Source organism: Streptomyces sp. NPDC044003, from assembly GCF_056435185.1.
In genome coordinates, this window is sequence record NZ_JBWKFA010000009.1 from 283319 (window position 1) to 305792 (window position 22474).

Below are 22474 nucleotides of genomic sequence, written 5' to 3' on the forward strand. Positions count from 1 at the left end.
ACCGACGGGCAGCGAGCCTAGGCAGGCCGCAGAGACGGGACCATGGCTTCCGTCCACACATCAACCCCGGGGGAGGTGGTGGTGACCACCTCCCGCGGGGTGGGCGAGGCTCAGGCCGAGCAGCCGGAATCCGCCACGACGTAGTAGCCGGGCGCGGTCTGCTTGAGGGTGTGGGTGGTGAAGGTGTTCCACAGCCCCATGGCCTGACCCGAGCCGGCGGCGTAGGTGTAGCCGCCGCTCTGAGAGGCGCGTCCGGCGGCCACGTGGTCGTAGTTGCTGGCCGTGTGGCAGGTGGGCGTATAGCCGGTCGTGGTCGCGGTCACGGCCGCCGAGACCGCGCCCTTCGCGCCCGAGGCGTCGACGGCCGCGACGGTGTAGCCGTACGACGTGCCGGTGGTGAGACCGGTGTCGGTGTAGGCGGTCGAGGAGGCGGTGCCCACCTTCGTGCCGGCGCGGTAGACCTCGTACGAGCTCGCGCCGGCCACCGCGGTCCAGCTCAGGGACACGGTGGTGTCGGTGACCGAGGTGATTGCGAGTGCGGTGGGGGCGGGCAGGGATCCGGGGCCGGGTTCCTGCCCGGCGTCGCCGTCGAGGCCCCAGAAGCGGGCGGTGTGGTAGCTGGAGCAGATGGTGTCGAGGTAGTACGTGCCGGTGGTGCCGCACTGCTCCGGGCCGCTGCCCGGGTCGACCGCGAGCCCGTGGTTCATTCCGGAGAGGGAGTAGACCTGGACGGCGGGCCTGCCGGAGGTGTCGTCGTACTCGCTCATTGTGGTGCCCCCGCTGAGGCTCGTGGTCCGGGAGGGCGTCTGGCCGATGCCCCACACGTCCGTCCACTGGTCGCGCAGCTCGGTGGCGTTCGCCGGCTTGACGGTGGTGTCGGCGGTGCCCTGCCAGATCGCCACCCGGGGCCACGAGGTCGTGCCCGCGGGAGCGGCCGAGCGCACGAGGGCACCCCACTGGGCGGGGCTCTTGTCCGGCGGGCTGTACATGCAGGTGTACGCCGAGGACACGCTGTTCGCGCAGGACGCGGGCAGTCCTGAGTCGATGGAGCCGCCCGCGAAGACGTCGGGGTAGGCGGCGAGCATGTTCGCCGTCATGCCGGCGCCCGCCGACAGACCGGTGATGTACACCCGCCGGGTGTCACTGCCGTACTGGGCGACGGCCTTGTCGACCATCTGCTTGATCGACAGTGCCTCGCCCTGACCGCGCGCACTGTCACCCGGCTCGAACCAGTTGAAGCAGGAATTGGAGTTGTTGGCGCTGCTCGTCTGCGGGAGGACCAGCGCGAAGCCGTAGCGGTCGGCGAACGTCGGCCAGCCGGAGTGCGCGTAGTAGTCGCTCGCGCTCTGCGTGCAGCCGTGCAGGGCGACCACGAGCGGCGCGCCGGCCGGCAGCGCGTCGGGGGCGTAGGCGTACATGGACAGATTGCCCGGGTTGGAACCGAAACCGGTGACCTGGGTCAGGCCCGCGGCGGACGCCTGCGGGCCCACGGCGACCAGGCCACCGGTCAGGGCCAGGGCCCCCGCGGCGGCGGTGACCCAGCGACGGATGCCTCCGACGAGGCGGCGGCTCTTCGCGAAGCGGAACGGAGGGTGCGGCTGTCCCATGACGACTGCCTCCTGTGGTGGTGAACGTGGGGAGCACCGACCGATGGCGTGTGAGGCCGGGCGATCGGTGTGGCGTGCATCATGGGGGCGCCCGCGCCGGCGCAGACATGGGCGGGACACCCAGGCTTGGCCGGGGCCCTGTGTGATCGCGATCCATGGCCGTCCTCGCGGCCACCCGGGTACCGGTCCTCTGCGGTTCCGCTTCCCGCTATGGCGGAAACCACCACTCCTCGCCAGTGGTTTGTAGGGGCCGCTGACATGGGACGGGCCCGAGGCCCTCCCTACTGTTTCCGGCCATGACGAACACATTTCCCCCTCCGGTTCCGCTGCCGCCGCCCGCCGCGGCGCTCGACCTGAGCGGTCGCACGGCCCTGGTGACGGGCGGCGGCAGCGGCATCGGCCGGGCCTGTGTGCTCGCCCTGGCACAGGCAGGGGCCACCGTCCACGTCGTCGACCGGGACGCCGGGGCCGCCAAGGCGGTCGCGGAGATCGCCGGCGGTCACGCCCACGTGGCCGATCTCGCGGACGCCGCCGCCGTCGACCTCCTGCCGGCCGAGGTCGACATCCTCGTCAACAACGCCGGCCTCCAGCACATCGCCCCGCTCACGGACTTCCCCCCGGAGCGCTTCGAACTCATCCAGAAAGTGATGGTCACCGCCCCGTTCCTGCTCATGCGCAGGACGCTGCCGCACATGTACGGGCAGGGCTGGGGCCGGATCGTCAACATCTCCAGCGTCCACGGGCTGCGCGCCAGCGCTTACAAATCCGCCTACGTCGCCGCCAAGCACGCCCTGGAGGGGCTGAGCAAGGTCGCCGCGATCGAAGGCGCCCCGCACGGAGTCACCAGCAACTGCGTCAACCCCGGCTACGTCCGTACTCCCCTCGTCGAGGGCCAGGTACGCGACCAGGCCGCCGCCCACGGCATCAGCGAGGGCGATGTCCTCTCGAACGTCATGCTGGCCCGCTCGCCCGTCAAACGCCTCCTGGAGTCGGAGGAGGTGGCCGCCGCCGTCCTGTGGCTCTGCGGCCCCCACTCCGGCTACCTCACCGGAACCTCCCTGCCGCTCGACGGCGGCTGGACCGCCGGCTGAACAACCGCCCCGGAGCGGCCCCTTCACGCGCCACCCGCACCATCCCGTCCCGTCCCCCCTTGCGAAAACCCGGTGAACCCATGTCTGACACCACCACACCGAGAGGCGGCATCGGCCGCATCGTCGCCGCGAGCCTGATCGGCACGACCATCGAGTGGTACGACTTCTTCCTGTACGGGTCGGCCGCCGCCCTGGTCTTCAACACGCTGTTCTTCCCCAGCGCCGACCCGCTGGTGGGCACCCTGATCGCGTTCATCACCTACGCCATCGGCTTCGCCGCCCGACCGCTCGGCGGCATCGTCTTCGGCCACTTCGGCGACAAGATCGGCCGCAAGAAGCTCCTGGTGGTCAGCCTCCTCATGATGGGCGGCGCGACCTTCGCGATGGGCCTGCTGCCCACGTACGAGACCCTCGGCGCCGGAGCACCGGTCCTGCTGACCGTGCTGCGCCTCGTCCAGGGCTTCGCGCTGGGCGGCGAATGGGGCGGGGCCGTCCTGATCGTCTCCGAGCACGGCGGCGACAAGCACCGCGGCTTCTGGGCCTCCTGGCCGCAGGCAGGCGCCCCCGGCGGCAACCTCCTCGCCACCGGCGTCCTCGCACTCCTCGCCGCGTTCCAGTCGGAGGAGGCCTTCCAGTCCTGGGGCTGGCGCATCCCCTTCCTGCTGTCCGGTGTCCTCGTGATGATCGGCCTGTGGATCCGCGTCTCGGTCTCCGAGTCCCCGGTCTTCCTCGCCGCCCAGGCCAAGGCGGAGGCCGCCGCGGCGCAGGGCGTGAAGGAGAAGGCCCCCGTCGTCGAGGTGTTCCGGCACAGCTGGCGCGAGGTGCTGTCGGCCATCGGCACCCGGTTCGGCGAGAACATCTCGTACTACATCCTGACCTCCTTCCTCCTCGTGTACGTCACCGTCCACCTGGAGCTGCCCAAGAGCACCGCCCTGAACGCCGTCCTCATCGGCTCCGCCGTCCACTTCGTCACCATCCCGCTGTGGGGCGCGCTGTCCGACCGCGTCGGGCGCCGGCCGGTCACACTGATCGGCTCCGTGGGCATGGCGGTGTGGGCGTTCGCCTTCTTCGGTCTCCTCGACTCCAAGTCCTTCCCCGTGATCGCCCTGGCCGTCACCGCAGGACTGCTCCTGCACGGCGCGATGTACGGGCCGCAGGCGGCATTCATCTCCGAGATGTTCGACACCAAGGTCCGCTACTCCGGCGCCTCCATGGGCTCCCAGCTCGCCTCGATCGTCGCCGGGGCGCTCGCCCCGATCATCGCCGTGGAACTCCTCAAGGACTACGACTCCTCCACCCCCGTCAGCCTCTACCTCTGTCTCGCCGCCGTGATCACCACCATCACAGTGGCGGTCACCCGGGAGACCCGGGGCCGCGACCTGAGCAGCACGCGGGAGGAGGAGCCGGCCGCCGCCCCCGCGGTCCCCGCTGGCGACCGCGCGTAGCACCGCCGCGCTCAATGAGCAGCCCGGTCCGCCGCCAGGACGGCGAACGCGGCGGACCGGGCCCCAGGGGGTGTCCGAAAAATCCCGCACAGCACCCGCGGCGCCCGGCGCGCCCCCTCGCCGCCCCACCCCACCCGAAGACAGCACACCGCCGCGAGGAGGCCCCCATGACCGCCGACAGCCGGACGTCCGCACAGGCGGAGGCAACCGCGCCCGCGGAGACGGCTGCCCGGCGCCTCCTCGACCTCCTCGCCGCCGACGCCCCCGCCGAGGAACTCGCCGCCCAGCCCGCCCGCTCACGCGCGGCCGGTGTCGCCGCGCCGGACATCGTGCGCATCGAGGAGACCACCGAGACCGCCCTGACCGTGCGGCGCGTACTCGACCAGTACCGCCGTCGGGAGACGGAGCTCGTGGCACTCTTCGACACCGCGGGCGACCTGGCCGCCCTGCGGGACCTCGACTCCGTGCTCCGCGCCATCGTCCGGCGCGCCAGAACCCTGCTCGGCTCCGACGTCGCCTACCTCACCCTCAACGACCCCCTCGCCCACGACACGTTCATGCGCGTCACCGACGGATCCGTCTCCGCCGCCTTCCAGCAACTCCGCCTGGGCATGGGAGAGGGACTGGGTGGCCTCGTCGCCCAGACCGCCCGCCCCTACGCCAGCACGGACTACCGCACCGACCGCCGCTACCGCCACACCGGGACCATCGACGACGGCGTCGCCGAGGAAGGACTGCGCGGGATCCTCGGAGTCCCCCTGCGCCTCGGGGAGGAGATCATCGGCGTCCTCTTCGCCGCGGACCGCACACCGCGCGAGTTCACCCCCGACGCCATCGCCCTCCTCGGCTCGCTCGCCGACCACGCCGCCGTCGCCATCGACAGCGCCCGCCTCCTGGAGGAGACGCGCAGCGCCCTCGCCCGGCTCGAAGCCGCCAACGCCACGGCCCGCGCCCACGGCGAGGCACTGCACCACGCGTCCGACGCCCACGACCGCCTCACCCGACTGGTCCTGCGCGGCGCGGGCATCGACGACGTGGCGGCCGAGATCGCGGCGCTGCTCGGCGGGGGAGTGGCCGTCCACGACACCGACGGCAGCGAACTGGCCCGCTCCGGCACCGGACCGGTCACTCCCTCCGCCGACACCCTGGCGTCCTCACGTACCGACGGCCGCGCGATCCACGCCGACGGCGTCTGGACCTGCGCCGTCCTGGCCGGCACCGAATCACTCGGGAGCATCGTCCTGACGGGACGGGCCGACCTCTCCGAGGCGGACCGGCGCCTCTACGAACGCGCCGCGCTGGTCACCGCGATGCTGCTCCTCATGCGCCGGTCCGTCGCCGAGACCGAGGACCGGGTGCGAGGCGAGCTCCTCGACGACCTCCTCGCCGACCCCGCCGCCTCGGCACGCTGGGACGGCGGAAGCCTCACCCTGCGGGCCCGCCGCCTCGGCGTCGACCTGGCCCGGCCCCACGCCGTCGCCGTCCTCGACAGCGAACCGGCCCTGCGCCCCCGGCTCGCCGCCGAGGCCGCCCGCAAGGCCCGCGGGCTCGGCGGCCTGGCCGGCACCCGGCACGGCCACGTCGTCCTGCTGGCCCCGACCGACCGGCCGGGCACACTCGCCCGCAGCCTCTCGGCAGACCTCACCCGCATCCTCGGAACACCCGTCACCGCCGGCGCCGCGGGCCCCGGACACGGACCCGAACACCTCGCGGCCCTCCACGCCGAAGCCCGGCGCTGCGTCACCGCGCTCCACGCCCTCGACCGCTCCGGAGAAGGCGCCGACATCGCCGACCTGGGCTTCATCGGCGTCCTGCTGGGCGACCGCACCGACGTCGGCGCCTACGTCGAGCGGGTCCTCGGCCCCGTCCTCGCGTACGACACCGAACGCGGCACCGACCTGCTGCGCACCCTCCGCGCCTACTACGACCAGGGCGCCAGCCTCTCCCGCGCCAAGGACGCCCTCCACGTCCACGTCAACACGGTCGTCCAGCGCCTCGACCGTGTCGCCCAACTCCTCGGCCCCGACTGGAACACCCCGTCCCGGGCCCTGGAGACCCACCTGGCCCTACGACTCCACCAGCTCACCCGCACCGACGGCGAGACCTGAGAGCCCCCTGAGGGCCTGGGCGGTGGCGGAGCCCGGTTCGACGTTGTAGACGCACAGGGTCTGTTCGGCGTCACCGGGGACCTGGAAGGACTCGTAGGAGAAGTGGAGCTCACCGGCGTCCGGGTGGTGGTAGTGCTTGGCGCCGTGGGTGCGGCGCAGCACCCGGTGGTCGTTCCACCATCTGGTGAACTCCGGTGACTTCACGGTGAGTTCACCGATGAGGTCGGCGAGCCGACGGTCGTGGGAGTTGCGGCCGGCTTCGAGGCGGAGCATGGCGACGGTCTCGGCGGCGATACGCTCCCAGTCGCCGACACGCTCGCGGGCCTCGGGGGCGAGGAGGTAGTAGCGGGCGAGGTTGCGGTGGGGCGCGGGCAAGGCGTCGAAGTCGGTGAGGACTTCGCGGGCGAGCCGGTTGGAGGCCAGGACGTCGGTGCGCCGGCCCACGATGAACGCCGGCACGTGGTCCAGCGTCTGCAGCATCAGATACAGGCCGGGGCGCACCCGCTGGGGCCCGGCCGGGGCACGGCGGGCCGATGCGGGCCGGGCCAGGAGGTCGGCGAGGTGCTCCCGCTCGGACGGGTCGAGGCACAGGGCGCCGGCGAGGGCTTCGACGACTTCGGGGGAGGGGTTCTGGGCCCGGCCCTGTTCGAGGCGTGTGTAGTACTCCGTACTGACTCCGGCGAGCCGGGCCACCTCGTCGCGGCGCAGGCCGGGCACGCGGCGTACCCGGCCGTCCTCGGGCAGTCCGGCCCGGTCGGGGGTCACCCGGGAACGGCGGGTGCGCAGGAAATCGGCGAGTTCGCGACCACGGTCATCCATGCCCCCAGTGTGACCGGCGCGAGCGGGTCACACCCCGGTGCCGGGTGGTACTGCCGGTACCTGCCTTGGCGATACCTGCCCGGTCAGGGCACTTTCCGGCGTCCCAGGGGGCGCCTCGGGGTGGTGTTCTTGTTCGGGAGGCCGACGGCGAGAAGCCGCGGTCCCGACCCCCTTCACCTCACCCACCTCGAAAGGTGTGTCCCATGACCACGCGCACCCCGCACACGTTCGCTCGTCCCCTCTCCGGCCGCGTCGCCGTGGTCACCGGCGCCTCCAGCGGCATCGGCGAGGCGACGGCCGAGCACCTCGCCGCGCTCGGCGCCCGGGTCGTCGTCCTGGCACGGCGAGCGGACCGCCTGGCGGAACTGGTCGCCCGGATCGAGAAGGACGGCGGCCAGGCCCTGGCTCTGCCCGCCGACGTGACCGACACGGCGGCCGTGCGGGCGGCCGCGGAACGAGTGGCATCCGAATACGGCGGCGCCGACCTGCTGTTCAACAACGCGGGCGTGATGCTGCCGGCCCCCGTCGAGGAGCTGGCCACCGAGCAGTGGCAGCAGCAGATCGACCTCAACATCACCGGCCTGATGAACGTCATCGGAGCGTTCACCCCGCAGCTGGTGGAGGCGGCCGGAGAGCGCGGCGTCGCGGATCTCATCAACACCTCGTCGATCGCGGCGCAGAACATCTTCCCGAACTTCGCCGTCTACTCCGCGACGAAGGCGTACGTCACCCACCTCTCCCGGCACCTGCGGGCCGAGCTGGGCGCGAGGAACGTCCGGGTCTCGGCGATCGAGCCGGGCATCGTCGGCACCGAGCTGCAGAACCATGTCACCGACGAGGGCGCCCTCGCATGGCTGGAGGGCTCCAAGGAGACCATGGAGTGGCTCACGCCCGAGGACGTCGCGCAGACCGTCGGCTTCGTCGCGAGCCTCCCGGCGCGGGCCAACCTTCAGCAGGTCACCCTCATGCCGACCGCCCAGGCCAGCTGACACGCACGGGAAAAAGGAGCGGGTCCGGGGGCGTAGCCTGCCCCCGGACCCTGTGGATGCCGCTCACATCACACGCCGGCACGCTTGAGGACCCGGGTCATTCGTCATTGCGTCGCGTCCTGCCTTTGGAGCACCGCCGATCGAGCTCGGCGGACCAGATTCGAACTGGCATTTCGACGCACCAGGGCCCGGGCCCGGTCGATCCGGCGATGAGCGACGGATGCCGAGTCTGGAGCAATAGCCTGAGATTGACCGCGGTCTGCCTCTGCCTGCTTGGGCCATCCCGGCAGGAAGTGCCGGGAGGAGGACTCGAACCTCCACTGGAACCGCGGATGTCACGACAAGGCTCAGCTTCAGCTTTGCGCTCCTCGCGCACCCCGGCCGTGTTCTGTGGCCGGGGAGTCTGTGGTGTCCCGACTACCCGAAGAGGTAGCCGAAGACGGCGTCGCCGACCCGCTGGTCGGTGACCTCGGCGCTGTTCGCCTCCTCAGGGGCGAACTTCACCGCCTGCTGGAGCTTCTCCACCCGCTCGAGCAGCTCGTTGACCCGGCGGGCCGGCAGCGCGCCCGAGAACTTCACCGTGGTCCAGTAACCGACCGGCACGTCCTCGTAGTACACCTCGACCTGCGCCGGGTGCTTGTCCGTCGCCTCCGCCTTGACGTGGTTGCGCGGCACCTTCTTCGTACGGACCGTGCGCACGACCTCGGTCTTCCAGGCGTCGGTCGACGGGTCCTGCGTCCACGACTCGGCGGCGTCGAGCACCGGAAGCTTGCGGACGAAGGTGTTGATGTCGGTCAGCTGCTTCTCCAGGAACGGCAAGTACGCCACTTCGGCTGGTAGGTACGGGAGATGCCGGCGAGCAACGCGGGCTTCTGCAGACCGTGGTGCGCCGCCGTCAGGTCCTGATGCGCCCGGGACTTGACGCCCTTCTCCACTGCGATGATCTGGTTCAGAAACGTTCGAGAATCGCGTGATTCGCTTCAGGTTGGGCTAGGACCTGTCCGGGCGATCGCATGGCGTTTGGGAGCTTGTCCGTCCTCGGGCGCTCGTGATCGACCAGGCGGAGCCTCTTCCGCCTGCTGACGATGTTGCGGGTACCCCCTTGGCCAAGAGCCGCTCGGCCTGTCTCGGGGGTAGCCTGTCCCACTCATGGGGCCTGCGTGATCAACGCGTCGGGTTGTCACGAAAGGAGGCCTCATGCGGTCGCTTAAAAGGCTCTTCCTGACGCTCAGGAACACCCACGAGGCTCCTGGCGACGAGACGTTCGCGAAGTCCGGACCGTGTGAGTGCTCCCCCGAATGGCCGACCCTAGAGACGATCGCAAACGGTTACATAATGCGCGCGCTGCCCTCGTCGCACTACAGCATCATGACGAACCCGGAGATCGGTACGTTCGTTGCCCGGTGCACGGGGTGTCACGCCAGGTACCCGGCGCCGTGGGTAGTGGACGGGAACGAGCCGATGCCCTACGACTTCGCGCGGGACGCCGCCGAGCCCACCGGCCAAGAGCGTCTGCACGGTCCCGTCGAGGCGGAGTACACGATCAGCACCGCCAGGGGGAACGACTGGCCCGCGCTGCCTGGGGTCGACTACGCGACGCTCTTCCAGCCTCGCTCACTGGTCTGCGGGTCGGCTGAGGCGGAGGGTGATCACTCCTTCCGTACAGGAACAGCTCTGATCTCGGTCTCATGGGAGCTCGCGGGTACGTGGGCCGTATACGTCGAGGGCGCTGCTTCGCTGGAAGCCGCCGACCTGATCGTCGAAGAGATGGCACGGCAGCTTGGCGAAGCGACTGGCGAGACAGCCCTCCATCACAGGGTCAACGGCTAACGAAGGGCTGGTCAGGCTCCTGGCGGACGGTCCAGCGGTGGAGATCCTCGCCGACGCCGGCTACAAGGGCCTCGGTGCTCAGACCGGCGGACGCGTGGTGACGCCACCGCACCGCAAGTTCAAGAAGAACGCCCCGGACTGGTACGAGGAAATGCACGAGCGCCGGCGCAAGCCCCACTCCTCCCGCCGCATCCGGGTCGAGCACGACATCGCCCACCTCAAGAACTGGCGAGCCCTCGCCCGCCATCACGGCCGCCGCGAGCACATGAGCGACATGATCCAGGCGGTCGTCGGCCTGCTCTCCCACCAGCAGACCGCGGACCTGGGTCATCGACGACAGAGGTGAGCACCGGTGCCACCGAAGCCCTCGAGGTCCCACCGCTTACCGTGCACGAGCTCGTTAGGGCAACCTCTGGGCTGGAGAAACGTGTATGAAGGTGCTGCGTCCAGTAAGCGGGTTCAGCACCGCAACCTTCAGCTGCGAGCGGGCGCGGGTCCGGATATGGGCGAGCCAGGTCTGATTCGGCACCAGGATGGTCAGGTCCGCCGGCCACCTGCTGAGAGCTGCTGGATGCGGGCAGACCACCCCGGCGAGCTTGAACTTCTCGCTTGCCCATCTCGGCCGGGCGTAGACGAGTAGACCGTTGCCGTGTGCCGGGCTCTGATCGCCGTACGTGATGGCCTGGCCTGAGGCGGAGCGGACCATCTGTGTGAAGGTCTCCCAGACCGTAGCGTCCAGACCTGCGTACTCGAAGAAGCCCGCCAGCCGCTGCAGCTCTGCCTGCTGTTCCAGTAGCTCCGCCTGGTGCTGCAACGCCCACTGCTCGGCGGCCTGGCGGTGTCTTTCCTTCTCTTGCCGGTCACGCTCAGCGGCAGTCGCGCGCCTGGAGGCTTCCGCATCGGCTTCCATCCTGGCGCGTGCTAAGGCCGGCTGCTCGTATGCGGGGGCCGTCCACCACACCGTCCCGTTTGCCGTGGTGTGGGTGTGCACGCGCCCGTTCAGAATCCACTCGATCGCTGCACCGAGTGGGCAGGTGATGTGCACCCACTTCCCCTCCTTCTTCAGCGTGCACGGTTCCCATGCGTAGCGGACCATCCCATGCAATGCCGTCCAGCTCTCACCCCGCTGGCTGGGGAAGCGGACCCTCAGCGAGGGCACCGAGCGCTCCCACGGCCGGTCCTGCAGAGCGACCCAGCACACCGCCACACCATCCTGGGCATAGCGGTCGGTGCGCATCCGAGCCTCGTCCGGCGTCATGGGCGACAACTGCGCCTCCAACGCCATGAAGGGGCGACCGCTCTCGTCGAACACCATCACGTCGGCCCGCCAGTTCCGGGACTCGCTGCTTACTTCCAGCTCTGCTCGCCATCCTGCCGCCCGGGCTGCCATGGCCGGCTCCAGCTTCAGCAGATGGTGCTCCGGTGACTCGTTCGCGAGCTCACAGTCCAGCGGCCGGACCTGGTGGTAGAAGTGCCGGACCCTGTGCTGAGACGCCCGGGCGAAGACCCGACCGCCGCATTCAGGACACGCAAGCCGTAGCCCCTTGGCGCGGTGAACGTCCGCTCAGGCACGGCCGCATCCGAGATCGTCGAGCGACGCGTCCAGCCGGCCCCAGATGGGGTGCACAGCGGTGTAGCCCATCAGCCTCCCCCTTCCGTATGCCCGGCCCAGCGTCTCCTCGCCAGGGCGGCCCCACGCCGAAGTTCTGCAGAAGGGCGAGAACTGAGCGCTGCCTCGCGTAGACCGCGGATATGGAGGCCGGTCGGGTATATCCCTGCCGGATGGCCGGTCTCCCGGCTCCCGCGAGTGGGTCCGTTCTGGTGGAAACGGCGTGGGGCGGTCCGGGCAGAGGGCGGGCCGCCGGAGGATCTGTGAGCCACAGCAATACGGTTGCCCCACAGCCGTCAACCGCGGCGCTGTGATGCCACTGGACCGCTGGCTCGACATCGCCGGTGCTGTCGCTCCCAAGCTCGCCGCCCACGCCACCGCCGTGACTTTCGACTCCGAGACCGAGCAGCTCGACCTGCTGCCCGACGCGCCCGCCTACGCCACTGAGCTCCGCTTGATGACGCCCCGGATCATCGAGACTGCCACCCAGCGGGTCGGCGCGGCGGCCGTGCACACGATCCGGGTCCGCCAGCCCGGGATCCTCCCACCACCGCGGCCTCCGTGCCCACCGTCGGGACGGCGCCCGAGCCCGCCGGTCCGGTGAAGACCCGCGAGACCGCCTCCGAGGGCTTTCGGCTTGCACTCGCTGCCCACCATGAGGTGTGGACGCCGTTCCAGCAGGACCCCGCCCTCGCTGCCGCTGTCGGACGCCAGGAACAGGTCCGCCGCGACCTCGCCGCCACCGTTTCCCCGATGTCGAGGACGACCAGGAAGACGAGGCGCCGACGTCGTTCGAGGACGTCCGCGCCCAGCAGCGCCAGGCCGCCGAAGCCACCCGCATCGCCGCGATCCTGCGGGCCCGCGCCGAACGCGCCGGACGGCCGACGCCGGCCGCCGCTCCCGTGCTACGTCAGGCTGGATAAAGCAGTGCAATGCCCGAGGTCGGATGGATGTCGTATCCGCCATCGCGGTGAGACACCGTAGGACTGTGCCACGGAAGTGGCGCCGATGAGTTTCCGGCGGTTGTGTGGTCTACCCGTCAACAAAAGGGAGCACACCATGCGCAAGATCATCATTTGCACGTTCCTGACGCTCGACGGCGTCATGCAGGCGCCGGGCGGCCCGGACGAGGACGCGGAAAGCGGCTTCAAGCACGGCGGCTGGCAGAAACCGGTGGACGACGACGAGGTCGGCGCGGCCGTTGCCGGTTGGTATGAGCGCTCCGACGCGATGCTACTCGGCCGCAAGACGTACGAGATCTTCGCGTCGTACTGGCCGACCGCCGATCCTGACAACCCGTTCACCGAGCGGATGAACAGCATGCACAAATACGTGGCGTCTCGGACCCTGACGTCCGTCCAGTGGCAGAACTCCACGCTGCTGGAGGGCGACACCGTCGATGCCGTACGTACGCTGAAGGCGTCCGACGGCGGCAACATCAACGTTGTCGGCAGCGGCGACCTCGCCCAGACCCTCATGCAGCACGACCTCGTCGACGAGTACCGGCTGACCATCCACCCGGTGATCATCGGCACCGGCAAGCGGCTGTTCGCCGACGGCGCGATCCCCACGGCGCTGGAGCCGGTCAGCGTCTCGACGACGAAGGGCGGCACCGTCGTCGGCGTCTACCGGCCGAACGGCAGGCCCAGCTACGACAGCTACTGATGTCGTGTGCCGCGGAATTTCCGCCGGCGACGCCTTGATCGCGATCGACACCCTGGCCGCTGCACCCGCCCAGATCACCCCGGGGATGGGGAAAGCACTGGCCGCAGTGAGGACTGCAACGGCCACAGCCCGTCGGCACCTGGGCGTGCCCGTCGAGTCCGGCCCGGCGGCAGCCGGGCCGGGGGGCGATACCGGCCCCGCGTATCAAGCGCCGCACCCGGCCCCGAAGGCGCGGTCTCGGCCCCGGCTTCCAGGGCATCGGCTCATGAACACCGCCCTGGGCTCCAACGCTCGTTGATACGGTCATGACCACCACGACAAACAGCTTCGCCGCTCCCCAGGGCGCCGCGGACGCGGTTGTCGACGAGATCCTGCGCCGCCGCATCACCGTCGAGGGCGCCCGCCGTCGGGACCGGTGTCTGCGCCGCACCCAGCAGGAGAGCCCCTGGTTCGACGACCAGGACATCGTGCTGCGGATCGAGGCGGAGGTCGAGGAGCCGCGACCTGCTGCTGGCGCTCGCTCATCTCCTGGACGGTGAGGGCGATCCCGAGGCGTATATCCGGGAGTCCGTTCAGCGCCGCCACCTGACCGCCACCGTCCCCGGGGTCGTGACCGGCGAGGTCGTCATCTCCCGCGAGGGCCTCGCCGTCAAGCCCAGCTGAACCGCCGGCGCCCCGGCCCACGCCATACCAGGACGGTTACGGGGCGGGCAGGCGGCGGGCGAGGGCGGCGGCGAGCTGCCCGGCCGCCGGGCCGCGCCCGCCGGGGTCGAGCTGCTCCAGGAGCTGGGGGCCCGTGTCGAGCACGCCTTCGCCCGCATGAAGCACTACGAGATCCTTCGCGACTGCCGACAGCGCGGTAGCGGCCTCCATCACGCGGTCCAAGCCGTCGCTCACATGCACAACCTCGCCCTCGCCGTGTGATCAGACAGGCCGCAATCCCACTCTGACCCGCCAGATCACAGCCTTCTTCAACACGCTCTAGCCCGCCCCACGGCCGGGGCGCGCGCGGGCCGGGTCACCGAGCTCGGGTGCGTCCCGGTCGAAGGATTGCCCAGGGGCCGTCGGGACTCGCGCCCTCGCCGGACCGGGGCCGTTCGGGCCTGGCCGGCACGGTTTCGCCGAAGCCGAAGGGGCCGACCAAGTGAGGCGGGGAGCGACCCCGGCCGTTTTCAAGAATCGCCATCGCAGGTGACGGTGGAGCCGTCGCCCATCACCCAGTGAACGGGCGTCACCTGCGCCGTGGCTGTCGCAGTGATGCCGCCGGCAATCGCGGACGCCGCTGCAGTTTCTGGTGATGCATCAGGCGCGAGTGGGTCGATGCGAGCTGTGGGGGTCGCCATTCGGTCAGGCGGTGCGACCCCCGGGTTGGTGAGGGGAGCTGGGCGCGGAGGGAGTGTTGCTGCATCCCGCATTCATTATTGAACGCGTTCAATGATGCTGGCAGGCTGGCATACGCGGGCGCCGATCCGGCGTACTGCCTACATCACGCATGCCATCAAGGGAGCAGGCCGTGGATCCGGACACACCGTGGCGGAACCTGGGAGTTATCGGACTGCGGCTCGTCGACCTGGTGGTCCGATACACCATCACCTTCGCGATCACCTGGGCGGCCGTGTCGGAGTCGATGTCCCCGGACTTCAGGCTCACTGCCTATGATTTCCAGAACCTCTTCATCACGATCGGGATCCCGTCCCTCCTGATCAGCGTCATCTACGGGCTGGTCAGCAAGCGCAACGGTATGGCGTTCCGGGGCCCACTGAGTCTGCTCCTGCTCCTCCCTCTCTGGTACCTGGTCTTCTTCCTGCCACTCCTGCCCATCGCCATCATGGGGCAGTTCTTCTTCGCTTTGTGCGTGATGCGGACACTGCGGGGCCCCTCCCAACTCCGGCGCCTGGCGCGCACAGCGCTCGCGGCTGCAGCCCGTCTCTCCCGTAGCTGGGCATTCCGCAATCGCAGAGCGGCCCCCTGACATCCTGTGCCTCGGTGAAGCGGGGTGGATGGAAGACCTGCGCCCTGTCGGCATGCCTCTGGGCCACCCACCTACGACCTGTCCGAACCGCTGGCGGTCTGCCGCCGGCCTCGCAGTCGTGCCGCCAGCCCGGCCGTTGCGAGCAACGACAGGAAACCCAGTGCCCAGGGGTCGCTCACCCTGCCGCCCAGGGGGAGGTCGAGCGCGTGGTTGACGGCATGGAAGGTGTTCGTGAACACGAAGCCGGCCAGGGCGACGGCGACCGCGTCCCGCCACCACAGGGCGCACAACATCATCAGCCCTATGCCTATCTGGAACACCCCCGCGTCATGGAGGAAGTGCTCGTGGAAGGGCCAGTCGGTAGCCCTCGCAAAGCTTGCCGGCGCCACCCGGGCCCAGATTCCGGCGACCAGCATCGTCACGGCCGCCAGGATGACTGTGATCGCCACGAGCGGCTCCGTCCGCTGCCTCATTGCTCCTCCTGAAGGAATCCGGGTGCGCTTGCGGGTGTTCGAGGCCGCCGGGCCGGGCTCCCGGGTGCGGCCCTGATGACATCCACGAGACGCTCGAACGGCCCGAAGCGTGACAGCCACGACTGTGACCCGGACCACGTGGGTCGACCGCACAGACCGTCGGCAACCGGCTCTCGCGCCTTCCGGCTTTTGGAGGGTGCCTCAGCAGCGCAGCGGAACCACCATCTCCACTTCCCGCTGGCTGTCCTTCAGCGGGTACGGCTCCTCGTAGCCCGTCGGGACGAAGCCGCTGCGGCGGTAGAACGCGATGGCGCGGTGGTTGTCCTCGTGGACGAGGAGGACAAGGCGTTCGGCCGTGGTCTCCTCGCGCGCCCAACGCACGATCTCGTCCAGCATGAGCGCCGCCACGCCGCCGGTCGGGCCCCGGTGGTCAGGGTGCAGCCAGACGCCGACGAGCTTGGCGGTGTCGGGCGAGGGGAGGAATCCGTTCATGACTCCGATCCACGACCCTTTGGGATCGACGGCTGCGACGCCGGCGTTGCAGGGGCTCGCGGCCCGGGTCGTGCGGAACCGCCACTCCGAGTCGGGGTGACCGAGCGCGTCGTCGACGGTTCAAGGTAGGCGAGCGGGGTGTCGCGGAGCATCTCCAGGCGTATGGCCCGGTACGCGAGCCAGTCCTGGGGCCTGTACGTGGTGCAGGGCATAGTCCATGGGCGGGCGATCTTCGCAGGGTGCCACGGCTGTGGCCAGGCCCAGCCGGTCGCCGAGGCCGGGTACTTGGCTGCGATGGCTCGGGTGGGATGCGATGCGCCCCCATGGTGATCTGGTGGAGTTCCGCGGTTGTAGCGTGCGAGCCATGACGCTGAGGACTGGGCCGGGGCACGGCTTTTGGGCACGCAGGTTGCTCGAAGCCGAGGGTGTGGATCCGAACGGACTATGGCTGGACGCGTATGGGCACGTGGAGCGTGGGGTCGCGCTTGCCATGCGCGGGTTCGACTCCGAGCGTCCCGCACTGGTCAACGGTGCGGTCTCGATCGCCTCGGAGATTCTGCGGCGATGGCGTACGCCCCGGCCGGAGCTGGTGGCCGGCCTGGTGCGATGCCTGGAGTTCGGTGGTGCGGAGGCCAGAGGCGATGCGGCACTGGCGCTGGCAGACGTCGTGTCGTCGGATTCCACGCAGGACATCACGTCGGCTGTTCCCGCGCTGATCGCGGCCGCCGACGATTCCTACGACCGGGTCGCCGGGCCGGCGGCACTGGCCCTTGCCCGGCTCGGCCATCCGGGAGTCCTGGATCCGGTACACCGGTGGCTGGCGTCCGGCAGCCGACTCCCGTTCTTCCAGGTGACGTCACTCGGGCAGGTTCTCCAACCGCTGGTGGGACGCGCCGACGAGTTGCTCCCGGACATCCGTCGCATGCTCGTCGACTCTGCCGGCCAGGAGGCACTGCGTTCGGTCTTGAGAGCACTAGCCGCGTGGGGCCCCGCCGCGAGCGAGGCGGTTCCCGAACTTTTGTCGACGCTCGCCACCCGCAACGTCCGATGGGCCTGCGACGTTCTCGGCGCTGTCGGCCCGGCTGCGGCGCCCGCGGCGGACACACTCTGCGGCTTCGTCCACGGCGTGACGCAGCCACCACGCCACGACGGCGGTCGGCTGCCTTCGGACCGCCCACGACGATGGCACGGCACGCAGCACGCGGCGTGGGCTCATTGGCGGATCACTGGTGAATCGAAGGTCTTCATGGCCTTCCTGGAGGACGAGGCATCCCGGGGCCTGGGCTATGCCGACCTCGGCCGCCTGGCAGAGCTGGGGCCGCAGGCGATGCGCTGTGCGAGCGCGCTCCGGCCGTTGCTGGAGTCCTCCGGCCCGTGGACCCGCGTGCGGGCCGCCCATGCCTGGTGGCGGATCACCGGTGACACGGACGCCGCCGTCCCCGTACTGCTGGCGGCGCTGGACCCTCTCGGGTCGGGTGATGCCGACGGGCCTTGTCGCGAGGCAGTCCGGTGCATCGCCCAAATCGGCGCCCCGGCCGTCGCCGCAGCGCCTCTGCTCCAGGCGACGCTGTCGTCCGACCGATGCTTCCCGGCAGACGTCTACCCTGCTGCCCGCGCGGCACTGGCGGCCTTCGACGAGGGCCTCCGCCACAGGAGGACGGCTCTCATGTCGACCCCGAGGCGTCCGACCTCCCATCAGTGAACCCGCCCGCCGAATGGGCTTCTCGGTCACGGCCGGCCCGAGCAGCTGTCGACGTCGGACACCGCGTCTCCGCTGGCGAGCTGCCCACCCGGCGCCACCAGGCCGCCCTGAAGACGAGGAAGACGTGCACGTGATGGCGAAGGCACAGACCTCGCGGGCGCCGCCCCAGCCTGTCGTCCTCGCCGGCGGCCAGCACGTCGACCACATCACCGTGGCTTCCCTCAGGACGTGAGCCGCCCGCATACCTCGGCAGCCAGCCCGTCAGCGGCATCGAGCGCAGCGGACAGTACGTCTGGGGCCGTGCCAAGCATGGCAAACAACCCGTGAGCCCGCTCGGAGAAGTCGGCGGGAGCAGCCGGGAGTCGTCCCGCAGCCTGAACGGCGCCCTTCTCGTTCAACACCCAGCAACCTGCGTGAGCATGCAGGCCCTGCACGAGAAGCCCCACCGCGCGAAAGAGGCAGCCGGCCACGTAGAACGCTTCGCCGCGAGCCGCTCCCTTGCGGGCGTTGGCCAGGCTGAAGGGAGCCTCCCACCGCGCGTTGGCGATCAGCGCGTCACGCAACTGCTCCGGATAACGGCGAGTCTCCTGCTGCAGAGCCCGCAGTTCGCCACCGGGATCAACGAGAACACGCCCAACTGCCACCTCGCCCACATAGGCGTGGGAGTAAACCCCAAGCGGGTGACCGGCCTGAATGCCCACCTCGAAGCGCCCAGCCCGGCATTCTTCCCAGATCCGGTTAACACGGCCCAGATCGCGGTAGATCCAGTCGACGCGGCAGCCGTCGACGGTCAGCCATGCCCCACCGTCCACCCACGGCCCCCAGCCGCCCGGTTCCGTCACCTCGACCTCGACGCCAGTCAGCTCGAACGCGAGGCGGCGCAAGGCGGCAGTGTCCAGCGGCGTCCGGTAGTACAGACCCAAATCGAAATCAGAGTCAGGGCGATGCGTTCCCCTCGCTCGGCTGCCGCCCAGACACACGCCAACCACTCCGCCGACGTCGGTCAACCGATGCGCAATCTCCATCAAACGATCCACAGCCCAGAGTCTGCAGAACCAGATCACTCACTGCGACCACAATTCTCAATACCCTCCATTCTGCGGCCTACCCATCCAGGTGAAGTGCAAAGACGGCCTGGTCCGGCAGGCCCTCACGAGGGCCTGTCCGCACCGGTTCCATGGGCCGCCACCGCGAGACCCTGCCAGGCCGCCCAGCCGTCCAGGCGGGCCGCGTACACCTGCGGGAGCAGTTCGTTGCCCTGTCGGCCGAAGAAGACCCGCAGGGGCAGGTTCTCGGCGTTGACGACCTCAAGGAGCGCCCGGCCTGCGGCAGCCGGGGAGCCTTCATCGAGGTTCTTCACGGCCTCCGCGAAGCCCGCGCGCAGCCCTTCGTACAGCGGGTCGGCCTCGGACTGTACGGCCGTGGCGATCGCGTCGGTGGCGTACGAACCGGGCTCGACGATCGTCACCTTGATCCCGAAGGCGGCGACCTCCTGGGCGAGGGACTCGCTCAGCCCTTCCAGGGCCCACTTGGAGGCGTGGTAGCCACCGCCCATCGGCATCGCGACGACGCCGCCGACCGAGGAGATCTGGACGATGTGCCCGCCGCCCTGGGCCCGCAGCTGCGGCAGAGCGGCCTGGACGACCCACACGGGGCCGAGCAGATTGGTCTCCAACTGGTCCCGCAGCTCGCGCTCGCCCAGCTCCTCGACAGCGCCGAACAGGCCGTAGCCCGCGTTGTTCACGACGACGTCGAGCCGGCCGAACCGGTCCACGGCCGTACGTACGGCCTCGTGGACGGCGGATCTGTCGGTTACGTTCAGCTCCAGCGGGAGCACCGCGGCTCCGTAGGCGGCGACCAGGGCGTCGAGGCGTGCGGCGTCACGGGCGGTGGCGGCGACCCGGTCGCCGCGACCCAGGGCCGCCTCGACGAAGGCGCGGCCCAGGCCGCGGGCGGAGCCGGTAACGAACCAGACTTTGCTCATGGGCGGACTTCCGTTCCTTCAACAGTGGATGCCGCAGTGGCGGCGTACGCCCACCAGACGATGCACCCCGCCCCTCTGTGACACGTCAACCAACCCTGTGACGTGGCACGCACTCGCTCCAACTTCCGCAACACCTTTTGAGGGGCGTTTCGGAAGGCTCAGGCTCGACACTGGGCGGCTGTGATCCAGCGCACGCCGGGTGGTGTCACGTTTGGTGCCGCCCGTCTGTCCCATGAGCGTCACCCAGACCGAACGAGACGGAGGGAGCGCGGGCATGAGAGTTCTGCTGGCGGGTGCGAGCGGGGTCCTGGGGCGGCGGGTCCTTCGCGAGATGGCAGCGGCCGGGCATGAGGTGGCCACTCTGGGCCGGGGAGCGGGCAGTTCGGTCCGTGCCGACCTGCTGGACAGGCAGGCGGTGCTGCGGGCGGTCGACGGGCTGGCCTTCGATGCCGTGGTGCACGCGGCCACCGCGCTGACCGGGAAGTCCATGATGCGACACCAGGATTTGGCCGCGACCAACGCGCTGCGCATCGAGGGCACCGCCCATCTGCTGGACGCCGCCCGGGAGACCGGGGCCGGACGGTTCGTGGTGGAGTCGATGATGTTCGGCTACGGCTACGGAGACCACGGCGATGCCCTGGTGACCGAGCACGGAACGGCCTTCGGCCCGCGCCAGCACGATCGCTGGCTCGAGCGGCATGTCGGGGCGGTGCGCAACAAGGAGGAGCTGGCCTTCACCACCGACGGCATCGACGGCATCAGCCTGCGGTATGGCCTGTTCTACGGCCCCGGCACCACCGACGTCCACCTGGTGCCGATGCTGCGAAGGCGGAAGGTGCCGGCTGTTGCCGATCAGGGGCGGGCGCTGTCCTGGGTGGACGTGGAGGACGCCGCCCGCGCCGTCGTCCTCGCGCTGGAGAAGGGCCGGGCGGGAGAGGCGTACAACGTCGCCGACGACACCCCGGTCGGCTTCGGGGAGCACGTGCGGGCGGTGGCCGCCGCGTTCGGCACGCCACGGCCGATGGCCGTCCCGCTGTGGCTGCTCAGGCCGGCCCCTCTGGCGCACAGCATCATGGCGACCAACCTCCGTCTGTCCAACGCGAAGGCGAAACGCGAGCTCGGCTGGCAGCCCAGCCACCCTGGTGGCGTGGCCGGGGTGCGGGCGCTTGCCCGGCGGCTCGCCGTTCCGGCAGCCTGAGCAGATGATCGATTCCCCGCCCGTCCAGGACCCGTTCTTCGAGCACCGGCGGCTGCTGTTCGCCACCGCCTACCGGATGCTGGGCAGTGTCGCCGATGCCGAGGACATCCTGCAGGACGCCTGGCTCAGCTGGTCGAGCGTCGACCACGCCTCCGTTCAGCAGCCGAAGGCGTACCTGGTGCGCACCGTCACCAACCTGTCGCTGAACCGGCTCACCTCTGCCCGGGCCACCCGTGAGTCCTACGTCGGACCGTGGCTGCCCGAACCGGTACTGACCGGCCCTGACATCGCGGAGAAGACCGACATGGCCGAGACCGTCTCGATGGCAATGCTCGTGGTGATGGAGAGTCTCAGCCCGATCGAGCGCGCCGTCTTCGTGCTGCGCGAAGTCTTCGGCTACTCCCACGCCGAACTCGCCGAGGTGCTGGAACGCCCCGAACCTACGATCCGCCAGATCGCGCACCGGGCGCGCTCCCACGTACAGGCCCGAAGGCCTCGCTTCGACACCGACCGCGCCCAGCGCGACCAGATCACCGAGCGCTTCCTGGCCGCCTGCGCCGGCGGGGACCTGAACGCGATGATGGAACTGCTGGCCCCGGATGTCACCGCCTGGTCCGACGGCGGCGGCAAGGTCACCGCCTCGCGCCGCCCGCTGCACGGCACCTCGGCCGTGGGCCGCTGGCTGCTCGGTGTGCTTGCCAAGCCGGACTCCCAGGGCATCACCCTGAGCGCCATCGAGATCAACGGCGAACTCGGCATCCTCGCCTCCGTCGGCGACACCCCGGTCGGTGCGCTCTCCTTCGACCTGGTCGACAGGCGGATGCAGAACCTGCGCCTGCAGGTCAACCCGGACAAGCTCGCCGGCCTGGACGACGACCGCACCTCCTGAGGCGTCGCTCCGTGACCCTGCTGGGCTCGTGCAGGCCGTCCTGTGCGCACCCGCAGGGTCATCGTCCCGGCGGCGGCCCGTGCCGCACCGGGTCCGAGCGGGAGCCAGACAGGAGTGAATGCGACGTCCGGTTTCCTCAAGTTCTGCGGCCTGGTCGCTGTCGGCAGCCTGTGGTTCATCAGCTCCTGCGGCGCAGCGTTGTTCGGCGAGCCATGCGTTCCGGGCAGGACCAAACCCGGCGTGGTGTGTGCGGACGAAGGCGGGGTCGAGCACACGTATGCGGAGGCCCGAGCGGTCGAGAATCGCGGGCGGCGGCAGATGAAGACCAGCGGGACCACCGTCGCCGTCGGCGTGGGGCTGATCATCTTCGGCGGAACGCTCTCGCGCCGCCCCGGAGCCGCATCTGGATGACGGGCAGTCCTGGGCGGCGCGTGAGAGCCGGGCTCCGACGGCATGGTCGGAGCCCGGCTCTTTGGCGTCGGAGGTGAAGGGCCTGGCGGCTCCGTGGCGCATAGGCCCGACCAGAGAGGTCACCGCAGAACTCGCACTATGTGATGCAGGTCACATTCGAGACTGTCACGTCACCGCACCTTTGCTTGTC

The 22474-nt window shown here is 70.1% G+C and carries 21 protein-coding genes and 4 pseudogenes; 15 read left to right on the forward strand and 10 right to left on the reverse strand.

What is annotated here, in order from left to right; genetic code table 11:
* Positions 1-110: 110 nt before the first annotated feature.
* Positions 111-1607: an extracellular catalytic domain type 1 short-chain-length polyhydroxyalkanoate depolymerase gene (locus tag AC07AW_RS31495; RefSeq protein WP_478818862.1), complete on the reverse strand. Its 1497-nt coding sequence runs from the start codon at positions 1605-1607 to the stop codon at positions 111-113.
* Between the two features lie 296 nt (positions 1608-1903).
* On the opposite strand from AC07AW_RS31495, the gene AC07AW_RS31500 reads away from it, so the two are divergent.
* The 3 genes from AC07AW_RS31500 to AC07AW_RS31510 all read left to right on the forward strand — a co-directional run bounded on the left by AC07AW_RS31500 (position 1904) and on the right by AC07AW_RS31510 (position 6251).
* The gene (locus tag AC07AW_RS31500; protein WP_478818863.1) at positions 1904-2698 is read left to right on the forward strand and encodes a 3-hydroxybutyrate dehydrogenase; all 795 of its coding nucleotides are present in this window, start codon (positions 1904-1906) and stop codon (positions 2696-2698) included.
* Positions 2699-2778: 80 nt separating this feature from the next.
* Positions 2779-4143: an MFS transporter gene (locus tag AC07AW_RS31505; RefSeq protein WP_478818864.1), complete on the forward strand. Its 1365-nt coding sequence runs from the start codon at positions 2779-2781 to the stop codon at positions 4141-4143.
* A 167-nt stretch (positions 4144-4310) separates the two neighbouring features.
* Positions 4311-6251, forward strand: coding sequence for a helix-turn-helix domain-containing protein (locus AC07AW_RS31510; protein ID WP_478818865.1), 1941 nt, complete (start codon positions 4311-4313; stop codon positions 6249-6251).
* Here AC07AW_RS31510 and AC07AW_RS31515 read toward each other — a convergent pair.
* Entirely contained in the window at positions 6210-7070 is an 861-nt protein-coding gene (locus AC07AW_RS31515; protein WP_478818866.1) for a helix-turn-helix transcriptional regulator, read from the reverse strand. The genes AC07AW_RS31510 and AC07AW_RS31515 overlap by 42 nt on opposite strands.
* 203 nt (positions 7071-7273) lie before the next feature.
* Here AC07AW_RS31515 and AC07AW_RS31520 point away from each other — a divergent pair, with 203 nt between their 5' ends.
* Positions 7274-8059 (forward strand): SDR family oxidoreductase, encoded by a 786-nt coding sequence (locus AC07AW_RS31520; protein ID WP_478818867.1) that lies wholly within the window; start codon positions 7274-7276, stop codon positions 8057-8059.
* Between the two features lie 294 nt (positions 8060-8353).
* On the opposite strand, the pseudogene AC07AW_RS31525 reads toward AC07AW_RS31520, so the two are convergent.
* Both AC07AW_RS31525 and AC07AW_RS31530 read right to left on the reverse strand, forming a co-directional pair.
* A pseudogene (locus tag AC07AW_RS31525) lies at positions 8354-8441 on the reverse strand.
* Between the two features lie 35 nt (positions 8442-8476).
* A pseudogene (locus tag AC07AW_RS31530) lies at positions 8477-9012 on the reverse strand (DUF7873 family protein).
* Between the two features lie 244 nt (positions 9013-9256).
* Here AC07AW_RS31530 and AC07AW_RS31535 point away from each other — a divergent pair.
* Positions 9257-9889 (forward strand): hypothetical protein, encoded by a 633-nt coding sequence (locus tag AC07AW_RS31535; RefSeq protein WP_478818868.1) that lies wholly within the window; start codon positions 9257-9259, stop codon positions 9887-9889.
* 37 nt (positions 9890-9926) lie between these two features.
* Positions 9927-10235, forward strand: coding sequence for a transposase family protein (locus AC07AW_RS31540; protein WP_478818869.1), 309 nt, complete (start codon positions 9927-9929; stop codon positions 10233-10235).
* A gap of 54 nt (positions 10236-10289) precedes the next feature.
* Here the strand turns inward: AC07AW_RS31540 and AC07AW_RS31545 are convergent, their stop codons facing one another.
* Positions 10290-11339 carry a competence protein CoiA family protein gene (locus tag AC07AW_RS31545; protein ID WP_478818937.1) on the reverse strand — a complete coding sequence of 350 codons (1050 nt, stop codon included), beginning with the start codon at positions 11337-11339 and terminating at the stop codon, positions 10290-10292.
* Positions 11340-11811: 472 nt separating this feature from the next.
* Here AC07AW_RS31545 and AC07AW_RS31550 point away from each other — a divergent pair, with 472 nt between their 5' ends.
* The 3 genes from AC07AW_RS31550 to AC07AW_RS31560 all read left to right on the forward strand — a co-directional run bounded on the left by AC07AW_RS31550 (position 11812) and on the right by AC07AW_RS31560 (position 13702).
* Positions 11812-12102, forward strand: coding sequence for a DciA family protein (locus AC07AW_RS31550; RefSeq protein ID WP_478818870.1), 291 nt, complete (start codon positions 11812-11814; stop codon positions 12100-12102).
* Positions 12103-12557: 455 nt separating this feature from the next.
* Positions 12558-13163: a dihydrofolate reductase family protein gene (locus AC07AW_RS31555; protein WP_478818871.1), complete on the forward strand. Its 606-nt coding sequence runs from the start codon at positions 12558-12560 to the stop codon at positions 13161-13163.
* A 305-nt stretch (positions 13164-13468) separates the two neighbouring features.
* The gene (locus AC07AW_RS31560; protein ID WP_478818872.1) at positions 13469-13702 is read left to right on the forward strand and encodes a hypothetical protein; all 234 of its coding nucleotides are present in this window, start codon (positions 13469-13471) and stop codon (positions 13700-13702) included.
* A 160-nt stretch (positions 13703-13862) separates the two neighbouring features.
* Here AC07AW_RS31560 and AC07AW_RS31565 read toward each other — a convergent pair whose 3' ends face one another.
* Positions 13863-13991 (reverse strand): hypothetical protein, encoded by a 129-nt coding sequence (locus AC07AW_RS31565; RefSeq protein WP_478818873.1) that lies wholly within the window; start codon positions 13989-13991, stop codon positions 13863-13865.
* Here AC07AW_RS31565 and AC07AW_RS31570 point away from each other — a divergent pair.
* Positions 13956-14087 (forward strand): annotated as a pseudogene (locus AC07AW_RS31570) (IS5/IS1182 family transposase); the annotation flags it as partial. The gene AC07AW_RS31565 and the pseudogene AC07AW_RS31570 overlap by 36 nt on opposite strands.
* A 589-nt stretch (positions 14088-14676) precedes the next feature.
* Complete coding sequence (locus AC07AW_RS31575; protein ID WP_478818874.1) at positions 14677-15135, forward strand: hypothetical protein; 459 nt, start codon at positions 14677-14679, stop codon at positions 15133-15135.
* 71 nt (positions 15136-15206) lie between these two features.
* On the opposite strand, the gene AC07AW_RS31580 is transcribed toward AC07AW_RS31575, so the two are convergent.
* Entirely contained in the window at positions 15207-15584 is a 378-nt protein-coding gene (locus AC07AW_RS31580; protein ID WP_478818875.1) for a hypothetical protein, read from the reverse strand.
* Between the two features lie 225 nt (positions 15585-15809).
* Positions 15810-16145, reverse strand: a pseudogene (locus tag AC07AW_RS31585) (GNAT family N-acetyltransferase); the annotation flags it as partial.
* Between the two features lie 319 nt (positions 16146-16464).
* Between AC07AW_RS31585 and AC07AW_RS31590 the strand changes: the two are divergent.
* On the forward strand, positions 16465-17802 hold the full coding sequence (locus AC07AW_RS31590; RefSeq protein WP_478818876.1) for a hypothetical protein: 1338 nt from the start codon (positions 16465-16467) through the stop codon (positions 17800-17802).
* 221 nt (positions 17803-18023) lie between these two features.
* Here the strand turns inward: AC07AW_RS31590 and AC07AW_RS31595 are convergent, their stop codons facing one another.
* Positions 18024-18827 carry a nucleotidyltransferase domain-containing protein gene (locus AC07AW_RS31595; RefSeq protein ID WP_478818938.1) on the reverse strand — a complete coding sequence of 268 codons (804 nt, stop codon included), beginning with the start codon at positions 18825-18827 and terminating at the stop codon, positions 18024-18026.
* A gap of 125 nt (positions 18828-18952) precedes the next feature.
* The gene (locus tag AC07AW_RS31600) at positions 18953-19786 is read right to left on the reverse strand and encodes an SDR family NAD(P)-dependent oxidoreductase (protein WP_478818877.1); all 834 of its coding nucleotides are present in this window, start codon (positions 19784-19786) and stop codon (positions 18953-18955) included.
* A 274-nt stretch (positions 19787-20060) separates the two neighbouring features.
* Here AC07AW_RS31600 and AC07AW_RS31605 point away from each other — a divergent pair, with 274 nt between their 5' ends.
* The 3 genes from AC07AW_RS31605 to AC07AW_RS31615 all read left to right on the forward strand — a co-directional run bounded on the left by AC07AW_RS31605 (position 20061) and on the right by AC07AW_RS31615 (position 22284).
* Positions 20061-20984 (forward strand): NAD-dependent epimerase/dehydratase family protein, encoded by a 924-nt coding sequence (locus AC07AW_RS31605; protein WP_478818878.1) that lies wholly within the window; start codon positions 20061-20063, stop codon positions 20982-20984.
* 4 nt (positions 20985-20988) lie between these two features.
* Positions 20989-21873 carry an RNA polymerase sigma-70 factor gene (locus tag AC07AW_RS31610; protein ID WP_478818879.1) on the forward strand — a complete coding sequence of 295 codons (885 nt, stop codon included), beginning with the start codon at positions 20989-20991 and terminating at the stop codon, positions 21871-21873.
* A 114-nt stretch (positions 21874-21987) separates the two neighbouring features.
* Positions 21988-22284 (forward strand): hypothetical protein, encoded by a 297-nt coding sequence (locus tag AC07AW_RS31615; protein WP_478818880.1) that lies wholly within the window; start codon positions 21988-21990, stop codon positions 22282-22284.
* The last annotated feature ends 190 nt before the right edge of the window (positions 22285-22474 follow it).